Source organism: Komagataeibacter diospyri, from assembly GCF_006538165.1.
GTDB lineage: Bacteria > Pseudomonadota > Alphaproteobacteria > Acetobacterales > Acetobacteraceae > Komagataeibacter > Komagataeibacter diospyri.
In genome coordinates this window covers 20373-32499 of sequence record NZ_BDLU01000065.1, presented here as the reverse complement: position 1 = coordinate 32499, position 12127 = coordinate 20373, and the positions used below count along the sequence as shown (strand labels likewise).

Here is a 12127-nt window from a genome sequence, read left to right as displayed (position 1 = left end):
GACCTTACGTAATTATTACTGTCAGGGCAGATCGGACCATAAATCGCGACGCCGTCCTGTGTGCTGAAGCGCATGTTCTGTGCCGCATACCCTTTCATATAGTTTTTCTATTCAAGGGTTATCCGACCTGAATGGCCTCAGAGGCAAGCCTTCACATAATATTTCAATAAATTTCATTGCCAAAAATTTATCTAAGAAAATGCATATTTTACAATGGGTTGCCTGAGTGTCCTGAACCTCACACTCATGTCATCTTATATTTTCTATATATGAATAAGTCTTATCTTTTTTAACTGTATGCATGGCTGGCAACCCTTCCCATGCAAAAAGGGCCGCCACTTGTGTGACGACCCTTCCATATTCTCATACCAGACCGATACGGTGCTGGTTCCGCAGGACTCCTGCGGGTTCAGTCGTTGCTGTTGTTACGCACACCCATGAACTGCAGCAGGAACTGGAACAGATTGATGAAGTTCAGGTAGAGGTTCAGCGCATCATAAACCGACCGCTTCGCCGCCTGTTCCGGCCCCTCATAATAGGCGAACTGCTGATAGTTCGCCTTGATCTGCTGCGTATCGAACATGGTCAGGCCGACGAACAGCAGCACACCTACCGCGCTATACACGAAATACAGGCCCGGGCTGTGCAGGAACATGTTCACAACGCCTGCGATAATCAGACCGAACAGCCCCATCATCAGGAAGGAGCCAAAACGGCTGAGGTCGGTACGAGTCGTGTAACCCCAGATCGACATGGTGCAGAAAGTCGCGGCAGTAATGAAGAAGACCCGCGTGACCGACACCCCGGTGAACACCATGAAGATGTTGGACATGCTGGCGCCCATCACGCCACAGAACAGCCAGAACAGCGTCTGTACCGCCTGCGTGGACAGCCGGTTCACACCAAACGACATGACCAGCACAAAGCCCAGCGGAGCAATCATGGCCAGCATGGACAGCGCCGTCGGTTTCAGCGCCATGCCCATCGGTGTGGGCACATGCTGGTAAAACAGGGCCTGCAGGCTGGTATTTGCGATCAGATAGGCAACCAGACCGGTCAGGACCAGTCCGGATGCCATCCAGTTATAGACTCGCAGCATATAGGCGCGCAGGCCCATATCGACAGAACCTGCGGCACTATCAGCGGTGGGGCGGATGAAACTCCGCGAATCAGGGCCAAAAGCCATTGTGTTTCCTTCCTCCACGTCCTTGACTGACGTGCCTCTCCCAGCATGTGGGAATATGTTAGAACACGTTCAAGAACGGGAGCGTGTCCAATACATTACAATACGGCAACGCACGCCGCGGGCATATCACCTTATATATACTGTACACCCGATCATCACGGCACAGTCCGTTTTCCCTTGTCCGCAGGTATTCGTCATGCGTCTTTTCGTTGGTCTGGAACTTTCCCCCGCGCTGCTTCATGCGATAGGCGAACTACGCGGAGGCCTGCCGGATGTTACGTGGCAATCCCCTGAATCCTACCATCTCACGCTGCATTTCATTGGGGAAGTCACCCATCCTCACCTGCTGGAAGAAATCCATCACGGCCTGTCCGCAATCCGCGCGACACCTCCTGCCCTGCGACTGGGTGGAACAGGGCTGTTTACAGCAGGCCGCCCGAACGGACCGGATACGCTATGGATTGGCTGCGCACCCGACGATGCCCTGATGATGTTGCGCGAGAAGATTCGCAAGGGTCTGAACCGCATGATCCCGACCGTAAGCGAGCGGAACAACCGCCATTTTACTCCGCATATCACCATCGGCCGGATGGAACGTCCCGACCAGACCCGCAGGCAGCGCTGGCTTGCAACCACGGTTCCCCCGACCGAGGCATGGCCGATCGGGCATTTCACCCTGTTCCAATCCATACGCCATGCGGATGGACCGTTTTACGAGCCACTGGAACATTATCCGTTGCACTTCTGATTCTCTGACCCATCTGCCCGATGCGGATGGAAACAGGAGTCTTCTGTAACCAGATATTTATTCCATTTATGAATAATAAAAATATCTTTCTTATCAATTATTGTGAACCGACCATATGTGCGCGACAGACACACCTTGTCATTCTTCCTGAAATATCAACAGATTTTATGGAAACATCCGAAATTCAGAACTATCCGTTTCATTGCTTATGCGACAGCATATTCACGTTTTAGTGAGGTCGAACACTAAAATGTCAGGAGACGGACGTGCTAGCCTCAGTATGTTCGGATGAAACGGACCACCTGCTTTGTCTTCCCTGTCTGAAGCCGGTTTCCTGTCTGGCCGGAAAAGGAGCGCTAGCGTGCTTTTTTTGCCGGATACATTCAGAAAGCCGCTCCGGGCAGAAAGTTGCAGCGGCGGCATCCTGAATTCGAAACCGTTAGTTTTCTGAGGACATCACATATGATTTCTGCCGTTTTCGGAAAAAGACGTTCTCTGAGCAGAACGCTTACAGCCGGAACGATATGTGCGGCTCTCATCTCCGGCTATGCCACCATGGCATCCGCAGATGACGGGCAGGGCGCCACGGGCGAAGCGATCATCCATGCAGATGATCATCCCGGCAACTGGATGACCTATGGCCGCACCTATTCTGAACAGCGCTACAGCCCGCTGGACCAGATCAACCGTTCCAATGTCGGTAACCTGAAGCTGGCCTGGTATCTGGATCTCGATACCAACCGTGGCCAGGAAGGCACGCCCCTGGTTGTTGATGGTGTCATGTACGCCACCACCAACTGGAGCATGATGAAAGCCGTCGACGCCGCAACCGGCAAGCTGCTGTGGTCCTATGACCCGCGCGTGCCCGGCAACATTGCCGACAAGGGCTGCTGTGACACGGTCAACCGTGGTGCGGCGTACTGGAATGGCAAGGTCTATTTCGGCACGTTCGACGGCCGCCTGATCGCCCTTGACGCCAAGACCGGCAAGCTGGTCTGGAGCGTGAACACCATTCCGCCCGAAGCGGAGCTGGGCAAGCAGCGTTCCTACACGGTTGACGGCGCGCCGCGCATCGCCAAGGGCCGCGTGATCATCGGTAACGGTGGTTCCGAGTTCGGTGCTCGTGGCTTCGTCACGGCGTTCGATGCGGAAACCGGCAAGGTCGACTGGCGCTTCTTCACGGTTCCGAACCCCAAGAACGAACCGGACCACGCTGCATCCGACAGCGTGCTGATGAACAAGGCCTACCAGACCTGGAGCCCGACCGGCGCATGGACCCGTCAGGGTGGTGGCGGCACGGTGTGGGATTCCATCGTGTATGACCCCGTGACCGACCTGGTCTATCTGGGTGTCGGCAACGGTTCCCCGTGGAACTACAAGTACCGCTCCGAAGGCAAGGGCGATAACCTGTTCCTGGGCAGCATCGTCGCACTGAAGCCGGAAACCGGCGAATACGTCTGGCATTTCCAGGAAACGCCGATGGATCAGTGGGACTTCACCTCGGTCCAGCAGATCATGACGCTTGACCTGCCGATCAATGGTGAAACCCGCCACGTCATCGTTCACGCCCCGAAGAACGGCTTCTTCTACATCATCGATGCGAAGACCGGTGAGTTCATCTCGGGCAAGAACTACGTCTATGTGAACTGGGCCAGCGGCCTTGATCCCAAGACCGGTCGTCCGATCTACAACCCCGATGCGCTCTACACCCTTACGGGCAAGGAATGGTACGGCATTCCGGGTGACCTCGGTGGCCATAACTTCGCGGCCATGGCCTTCAGCCCCAAGACCGGGCTGGTCTATATCCCCGCGCAGCAGGTTCCGTTCCTGTACACCAACCAGGTCGGTGGCTTCACGCCGCATCCCGACAGCTGGAACCTTGGTCTGGACATGAACAAGGTCGGCATCCCCGACTCGCCAGAAGCCAAGCAGGCTTTTGTTAAGGACCTGAAGGGCTACATCCTGGCCTGGGATCCCCAGAAGCAGGCTGAAGCATGGCGCGTTGACCACAAGGGGCCGTGGAACGGCGGTATCCTGGCAACTGGCGGCGACCTGCTGTTCCAGGGCCTGGCGAACGGCGAATTCCATGCCTATGACGCGACGAACGGGTCCGACCTGTTCCACTTCGCGGCGGACAGCGGCATCATCGCACCGCCTGTGACCTACCTTGCCAATGGCAAGCAGTATGTTGCGGTTGAAGTGGGCTGGGGCGGCATCTATCCGTTCTTCCTTGGTGGCCTGGCCCGTACCAGCGGCTGGACCGTCAACCACTCGCGCATCATCGCCTTCTCGCTCGATGGCAAGTCCGGCCCGCTGCCCAAGCAGAATGACCAGGGCTTCCTGCCCGTCAAGCCGCCGGCACAGTTCGACAGCAAGCGTACTGACAACGGTTACTTCCAGTTCCAGACCTATTGCGCCGCCTGTCATGGTGATAACGCCGAAGGTGCTGGTGTGCTGCCTGACCTGCGCTGGTCCGGGTCCATCCGTCATGAGGACGCGTTCTACAATGTTGTCGGCCGCGGCGCGCTTACCGCCTACGGTATGGATCGCTTCGACGGTAACATGAACCCGACCGAGATTGAGGACATCCGCCAGTTCCTGATCAAGCGTGCGAACGAGACCTATCAGAGGGAAGTTGATGCCCGGAAGAACGCTGACGGTATCCCCGAGCAGCAGCCATAATCTCCCGGTTTTGACAATTTTTCGCATCAACGCGACGCATGATGGTGAACATAATGATCAACAGACTTAAGGTGACATTCAGCGCGGCAGCGTTTAGTCTGCTGGCAGGGACGGCATTGGCACAGACGCCAGATGCTGACTCCGCGCTGGTCCAGAAGGGGGCATATGTCGCGCGACTGGGTGACTGCGTAGCATGTCATACCGCTCTCCATGGGCAGCCGTACGCAGGCGGGCTTGAAATCAAGAGCCCGATCGGTACGATCTACTCCACAAACATCACTCCGGACCCGACCTACGGTATCGGCCGCTACACCTTCGCCGAATTCGACGAAGCCGTGCGCCATGGTATCCGCAAGGACGGCTCCACGCTGTATCCGGCCATGCCGTACCCCTCCTTCTCGCGCATGACGAAGGAAGACATGCAGGCGCTGTATGCGTACTTCATGCATGGGGTGAAGCCGGTCGCACAGCCGGACAGGCAGCCGGACATTTCCTGGCCCCTTTCCATGCGCTGGCCGCTGGGCATCTGGCGCATGATGTTCTCGCCTTCGCCGAAGGAGTTCACGCCGGCACCGGGCACGGATGCGGAAATCGCACGTGGCGATTATCTGGTAACCGGCCCCGGACATTGCGGTGCGTGTCATACCCCGCGTGGCTTCGCCATGCAGGAAAAGGCACTGGACGCGGCTGGTGGACCTGACTTCCTGTCCGGTGGCGCGCCGATTGACAACTGGGTTGCGCCGAGCCTGCGCAACGACCCCGTCGTTGGTCTGGGCCGCTGGTCCGAGGATGACATCTACACCTTCCTGAAGTCCGGCCGTATCGATCATTCCGCCGTGTTCGGTGGCATGGGCGATGTGGTGGCATGGAGCACCCAGTACTTCACCGATGACGACCTGCACGCCATCGCGAAGTACCTGAAGAGCCTGCCGCCGGTGCCGCCGTCACAGGGCAACTACACCTATGACGCGTCCACCGCGACCATGCTGGCTTCGGGTAACACCGCCAGCGTTCCGGGCGCCGACACGTATGTGAAGGAATGCGCCATCTGTCACCGTAACGACGGTGGTGGCGTGGCCCGCATGTTCCCGCCGCTGGCTGGCAACCCGGTCGTGGTGACCGAGAACCCGACCTCGCTGGTGAACGTGATTGCACATGGTGGCGTGCTGCCGCCGAGCAACTGGGCACCGTCCGCAGTGGCAATGCCGGGTTACAGCAAATCGCTGTCCGCCCAGCAGATTGCTGATGTGGTCAACTTCATCCGCACCAGCTGGGGCAACAAGGCACCTGGCACCGTTACGGCTGCGGATGTCACCAAGCTGCGCGACACGGGCGCGCCGGTTTCCAGCTCCGGCTGGAACAGCGTCAGCAGCGGCTGGTCGGTCTTCCTGCCGCAGCCTTATGGCTCGGGCTGGACGTTTGCTCCGCAGACGCACACCGGTCAGGACGCCGCCCAGTAAGGCGGATGGGTGGTCCCCCTCCGGGGACCGCCTTTTCCTGATACCGTTACTGAAAACCGCCATGGGTTCTGCCCATGGCGGTTTTCTTATGTACGGCAATCCTCCACACTCGAGCGGCAACCAACGGGAGAAATGCCATCATGCAACGCATCGTGGTCCTGACCGGAGCAGGCATCAGCGAGGAATCGGGACTACAGACCTTCCGTGGGGCAGACGGGCTGTGGAACCATGAACGGATCGAGGATATCTGCACCCCGCAGGGCTTCATCCGCGATCCCCTGCGGGTGGACCGTTTCTATAACGGCCTGCGGGCACTGTTACCCACTGTCCACCCCAATGCCGCCCATCTGGCGCTGGCGGAACTGGAACGCGCAGGACGGGAGCGGCGCTGGGATGGGCAGGTCACCATCGTCACCCAGAATATCGATGACCTGCATGAACGCGCCGGTAGCCACAATGTCATCCACATGCATGGCGAACTTCTGCGCCTGCGCTGCACAGCCTGCCACGCAACCCCGGCGTGGCGAACGGACTGTTTTCCCGATACCGCCTGCCCTGCCTGCGGCCAGCCAGCACTGCGGCCCGATATCGTCTGGTTTGGGGAAATGCCTTACCATATGGACATTATTGCCCGGCATCTGGCCGAATGTGACCTGTTTGTCGCCATCGGCACGTCCGGCGTGGTCTATCCCGCCGCAGGTTTTGTGGACAGCGTGGCCGGACATGCGGATACGATGCTGTTCAATCTTGAAATCCCGTCCGGTCCCTCCGCCTTTGACCAGGCCGTTATCGGCCCCGCGACACGCACCGTACCAGCATGGACACGCGACCTGCTGGAAGCGTAAAGCTGGGCCATGGCCGAAACACTGGAAGAGCTTCTGGACGCCATCCGCGCGTGCCAGATTTGTGCCGCCCACCTGCCGCTTGGTCCCCGTCCGGTTCTGCATGTATCACGCACGGCACGGCTATTGATCGCCAGTCAGGCCCCCGGCACGCGCGTGCATGAAACCGGACAGTCCTTCAATGATGCATCTGGGGACAGGCTGCGTGGCTGGATGGGAATCGACCGGGCGACATTCTATGATTCCAGCCGTATCGCACTGGTTCCCATGGGGTTGTGTTACCCCGGCAGGCTGCCACAGGGGGGTGACTGCCCTCCGCGGCCCGAATGCGCGCCGCAATGGCGTGCACGCATCATGGCGCAGATGCCTTATATCAGGCTGACACTGGTGGTCGGGTCCTATGCCCAGCAGCATATTCTGGGCAAGGGACGCGTCAGTGCCCGCTGCCTTGATTTCCGGCGTTACCTGCCCCGGTATTTCCCCCTGCCCCATCCATCGTGGCGTACGGGGGCATGGGAACGGCGCACGCCACGGTTTGGCGCGGATGTGCTGCCTGCATTACGGGCCTGCGTGCGGGCCATACTGGCGGGTAATGACCTGCCGGACATCCCGCCATTATCCCCAGCCTTCAGCCAGCCATAAGCAAAATGGACCGCGCGCTGGACAGGACCACACCCTGTATGCCGGTAATCAGGATCTGCACGCCGATCGACAGCAGGATCAGGGCAGCAAGGCGCGAGACAATGCGCGTGCCGGTCGTACCCAGCAGACACAGAAGCTGGTCGGCATAAGTATAGGCCGCCCATACGATCGCAGCCACCAGCATGGCCGCCAGTGACAGTACGCCATAGAAGACAATGTGGTTCCCGCCCGGCGGCCCTTCCGATCCCAGCGCAATGGCAACTGCGATCGTGCCGGGACCAACGGTAAAGGGCATGGTCAGGGGAAAAAACGCCTGTCCCATCATGTTGCTGCTGGCCTGTGCCGAACCGCCCTGGCTGGCCTGCGCCTGCTTGCGGGCTTCCTCCGTTTCGGGGGCCTGCAGCAGGGACCATGCCCGTACCGCCACCACCAGTCCGCCCGCAATACGCAGGGCATCAATGGTAATGCCGAAAAATGAAAGAACCAGCCCGCCGATCCAGATCGAGGCCAGCATCAGCATCGCGGAATAGAACGCGACCTGCCGCGCCAGCGACATGCAGGCACGCCGGTCATGTCCCGCAGTAACCTGCGCGAAAATCAGCGCGGCCCCCAACGGATTGACAATGGAAAACAGCGCCGGAAACGCCATGAGGAAGGCGCCGGACAGGCTGGGCAGCCCCACCACGGTGGAAAAATGGGTCAATAACCCCTCATGGCTGGTCATGGGCACCCCACCATGTCGCACGGAATGCGCACGGGCTTATTCCTCCGCCTGTGATGGGACATGAAATGAAGGTCGTATCAGGGTACGGACCATGGTCAGGTCATCCGCCGCGGCACACAGATAACCGGGATGGGTCGGATGCCCCTCTTCCGTCAGGGGCCACGGTGTCAGGCCCAGCTCGTTATAGACAGGCAGCAGGCTAATTCCGACATGCCAGAAAACCGGCTGGCATCCTTCCTGCAATGCAAGGTCACGCAACCACCATATGGCGGATGTACAGTCATCCGCCTTCCCCGCCGGATCACCCAGCCCGACCAGATAGGACCCCATCCTTACAAAGGGCAAAAGTGCACGCCGACGCGCACCCGGTATCAGCCCTACCGGCACCGGTGTCATCTGCCCCAGCCCATCCAGCGAATGGTCAAAGCTGTGGTACAGCGCCTGCGTCTGCGCATTCCACGGCATCACCTGAATGCGGCCTGGCCGTACCAGCCGCACGATCGTGACCAGCGCCAGCATGACCGCAAGCCCCAGCGTCCACTGGGCAATACCCGGACGCGTGGCGAACAGCATGATTTCCCACCAGCTACCGCCCGCGGAATCATGCGGCCCCGCCATGATCAGAACGACGATGGAACTGATCAGCAGCACAAGAGATACAATGGTGTGGGAAGAAAGCGGTTCGCTCATGATCCGGGCATGGCGGTAATACGACCCGCGGAATGGCGCAAGCAGCATGCAGACCAGCATGAGCAGCCCCGGCACCGCCATGGGCGATCCCCGCAGCAGGGTCAGCCCGCACGCCCCCGCCAGCAGTATCATTGTCGCCTTCCACGCCAGCGTCACACGCTGCGACAGGCCGATGCCAAGACCGATCAGCACGACCCCGATCAGTGACAGCAGATAATCCCCCACCGTCGCGAACAGGGGCTGCATGCGACCCGTATTCAGCCAGTTTTCCGGGTCCAGCAGGGTCAGCGCCAGCAGCAGGCCGCCACATAGCGAGACCGCGCCAGTGGCCACGGCCACGGAAAAATCGGCCTCGCTTTCGCGTATGACCTGACTGGGACGCCCCATGCGCGGTCCCCGCACCGGGCTGCGCGCCCCCACCTTGCGCGACAGGGCCGCATCCCCGCGCAGGAACAGTTCGTGGGCGGCAAACATGATCCCTGCCACGAACAGCGGCACGATGTAATAGAACAGCCGGAAGATCAGGATGGCGGTCACGATCCGGGTCGCGGGCACATACGGTCCCAGCGCGAACATCATCGCGCCATCAAAGACACCCAGGCCGCCGGGCACGCTGGCCACAAGACCCGCGGTGTAGGACGCGATATAGATGGCAAGGAACGTGCCGTAATCCAGACCCGGTGCTGAAGGCAGGAACGTGTAGGCGATAGCCGCCGTCGCCGCCACTTCCAGTGTCGCAACCAGCGTCTGCATGACCGCCATGCCAGAGGACGGAAAGGTGATCTGCCACCGCCATAGCCGGATCTCGTTCACATAACGGCCCATGACGACATAGGCGATGACCCCGCCCCACAGCACGATCCCCACCAGCCGCATGAGGATTCCGGGCAACATGTGGCCCACGAAGGGCACCGTTCCGGGTTCCAGTACCAGCACGCTGCCGATCAGCACCGCCGCCCCCAGCAGGTAGGTGGCCGAACAGAAGGCGATGATCTGTGCAACCTGAAATGGCTTCAGGCCCCAGTTGCCATATAGCCTGAAGCGGACCGCCGCCCCGGAAATGGCGGAAAACCCAAGGTTATGCGACAGCACGTACGAACAGAATGCGGCAAACGCCGTGCGCCTGAACCCAAGCGGGCACCCCACCTGACGCACCGCAAGCCAGTCATAGAAGGACAGGACAAGATAGGACAGCAGCGTAAAGCCCGCCCCGGCCCATAATGTTCCGACCGGGATGGCAGCCAGTGCATGGCTTATGTCGCGCCAGTGCAGATGGCGCACCTCGCGCTGCACCACGACCACGGCACCGACCAGCAGCAGCAGGCCCAGCACGTGCGGCAGGTGCCGCAGCAATGGATGCCTTGACGGTGGCGGCACGCTTCCCCCGGTCGCATTTCTTTCCCCATCGGGCTCGTGGGGCGCGTCGTGCAACGGATGGTCGGACATGGGCTGGCCCTTAGGCCACGGCCCCTTCGTTACGGGTCAATGCCGCTTCGATCAGGGCCACGGTTTCCGCAATCCCGTACAACGCCACGAAAATCCCGAAACGCGGGCCTTCCTTCTGTCCCAGCAGCACTTCATACAAACAGCCGAACCACGCCCGCAGCGGCTCGAAGCCATGGGTCTTGCCGATTTCAAACACAAGGTTCTGGCAGGCATCGGGGGATACCTCGCCCCCTTCCAGCCCGCGCAGGGCTTCAGCCAGGTCGGCCAGCGCCTTGCGTTCATGCGCATCAGGCGCACGGTAATGCTTCGTCGGGCGGACGAAATCGGCATAATAGACGATGGCATGATCCACCAGCCGCGCCAGCATGGGGCAGCTGGTGGGGGTGGCCTTCGCATCATAACGCTGGATGAACTTCCACAGCACATCCGGCGTCTCGGCATTGGCGACGGAGGCGAGGTTGAGCAGCATGCCAAACGTGACCGGGCTGCCCGCGTCCGCCGGGATTTCCCCCTTGTGGATGAACCATGCCGGGTTGGTCAGCAGGGCGGGATCTTCCGCCGCCAGCGTTTTCGCCTTGGCTACATGGGCCAGGTATTCATCCGTGGCCTTGGGGATCACGTCAAAGAACAGGCGCTTGGCGCGCTGCGGGGCGTTGAACATGTACTGGCCAAGGCTTTCCGCCGGGGCGTAGCGCAGCCATTCCTCAACCGAAATCCCGTTGCCCTTGGACTTGGAAATCTTCTGGCCGTTCTGGTCAAGGAACAGCTCGTACGTCAAACCCGCGGGCGGATGACCGCCAAGGATACGGCAGATCCTGCCCGACAGCCGCACGCTGTCAATCAGGTCCTTGCCCGACATTTCGTAATCAACGCCCAGCGCGTACCAGCGCATGGCCCAGTCGGCCTTCCACTGCATCTTGGCATGACCGCCGGTGACCGGAGTCTCGAACGTCTCGCCGTCCTCATCCGTCCAGCGCACCGTGCCCGCCACGGGGTCGATCGCATCCATCTTCACCTGCATGACCTGACCAGTGCGCGGGTGGACGGGCAGGACGGGGGAATAGGTGGCGCGGCGTTCCTCACCCAGTGTCGGGGCGATCACGGCCACGATTTCATCATGCACTTCCAGCACGCGCTTCAGTGCGGCATCAAAGCGGCCGCCTTCGTAATATTGCGTGGAGGATGCGAATTCATATTCAAACCCGAACCCGTCGAGAAAGGACCGCAGGCGGGCATTATTGTGGGCAGCAAAGGATTCATGGGTGCCAAACGGGTCGGGCACGCGCGACAGCGGCTTGCCGATATACTGGCGCAGCATGTCCTGGTTTGGCACGTTGTCCGGCACCTTGCGCAGGGCATCCATGTCATCGGAAAACGCCAGCAGGCGCGTGGGCAGGCCGGTCAGCTTCGTAAATGCCTGACGCACCCATGATGTACGCGCGACTTCGCCAAACGTGCCGATATGGGGCAGTCCCGACGGGCCATAGCCGGTTTCCAGCAGGGCGGGTCGGTCAGCCGTGACCTCACGCGCGCCAACATGCGTGGACAGTTTGGCGGCCTCCTCAAACGGCCAGGACTTGGGAAGGGGCGAGATAAGGGGACGATGCTGTTCTGACATGGACCGGCAAGCTATGGACAGGAAGGGCGCGGGTCAATCTATCCTATTTCGCGCCCGGGGGCACAGCAATAATAATGACATGACACACG

At 60.1% G+C, this 12127-nt stretch carries 9 protein-coding genes; 5 read left to right on the top strand and 4 right to left on the bottom strand.

Annotation, left to right across the window (positions count from 1 at the left end; all coding sequences use genetic code 11):
• Positions 1 to 409: 409 nt before the first annotated feature.
• Positions 410 to 1186 (bottom strand): Bax inhibitor-1/YccA family protein, encoded by a 777-nt coding sequence (locus MSKU9_RS15385; protein ID WP_162851970.1) that lies wholly within the window; start codon positions 1184 to 1186, stop codon positions 410 to 412.
• A 196-nt stretch (positions 1187 to 1382) separates the two neighbouring features.
• Between MSKU9_RS15385 and thpR the strand changes: the two genes are divergently transcribed.
• The 5 genes from thpR to MSKU9_RS15360 all read left to right on the top strand — a co-directional run bounded on the left by thpR (position 1383) and on the right by MSKU9_RS15360 (position 7560).
• Complete coding sequence (thpR, locus tag MSKU9_RS15380) at positions 1383 to 1934, top strand: RNA 2',3'-cyclic phosphodiesterase (RefSeq protein WP_141262268.1); 552 nt, start codon at positions 1383 to 1385, stop codon at positions 1932 to 1934.
• 462 nt (positions 1935 to 2396) lie between these two features.
• Complete coding sequence (locus MSKU9_RS15375; RefSeq protein ID WP_141262267.1) at positions 2397 to 4616, top strand: PQQ-dependent dehydrogenase, methanol/ethanol family; 2220 nt, start codon at positions 2397 to 2399, stop codon at positions 4614 to 4616.
• Between the two features lie 53 nt (positions 4617 to 4669).
• Complete coding sequence (locus tag MSKU9_RS15370) at positions 4670 to 6076, top strand: c-type cytochrome (RefSeq protein WP_227001110.1); 1407 nt, start codon at positions 4670 to 4672, stop codon at positions 6074 to 6076.
• Between the two features lie 140 nt (positions 6077 to 6216).
• On the top strand, positions 6217 to 6921 hold the full coding sequence (locus tag MSKU9_RS15365) for an NAD-dependent deacylase (RefSeq protein ID WP_141262265.1): 705 nt from the start codon (positions 6217 to 6219) through the stop codon (positions 6919 to 6921).
• A 9-nt stretch (positions 6922 to 6930) separates the two neighbouring features.
• On the top strand, positions 6931 to 7560 hold the full coding sequence (locus MSKU9_RS15360; protein WP_141262264.1) for a uracil-DNA glycosylase family protein: 630 nt from the start codon (positions 6931 to 6933) through the stop codon (positions 7558 to 7560).
• On the opposite strand, the gene MSKU9_RS15355 is transcribed toward MSKU9_RS15360, so the two are convergent.
• The 3 genes from MSKU9_RS15355 to MSKU9_RS15345 are packed head-to-tail and all read right to left on the bottom strand — an operon-like array spanning position 7547 to position 12038.
• A complete protein-coding gene (locus MSKU9_RS15355; RefSeq protein WP_141262263.1) occupies positions 7547 to 8284 on the bottom strand; it encodes a MarC family protein in 738 nt (245 codons plus the stop codon). The genes MSKU9_RS15360 and MSKU9_RS15355 overlap by 14 nt on opposite strands.
• 36 nt (positions 8285 to 8320) lie before the next feature.
• A complete protein-coding gene (locus MSKU9_RS15350) occupies positions 8321 to 10420 on the bottom strand; it encodes a lysylphosphatidylglycerol synthase domain-containing protein (RefSeq protein WP_141262262.1) in 2100 nt (699 codons plus the stop codon).
• Between the two features lie 10 nt (positions 10421 to 10430).
• Entirely contained in the window at positions 10431 to 12038 is a 1608-nt protein-coding gene (locus tag MSKU9_RS15345; RefSeq protein ID WP_141262261.1) for a lysine--tRNA ligase, read from the bottom strand.
• Positions 12039 to 12127: the final 89 nt, after the last annotated feature.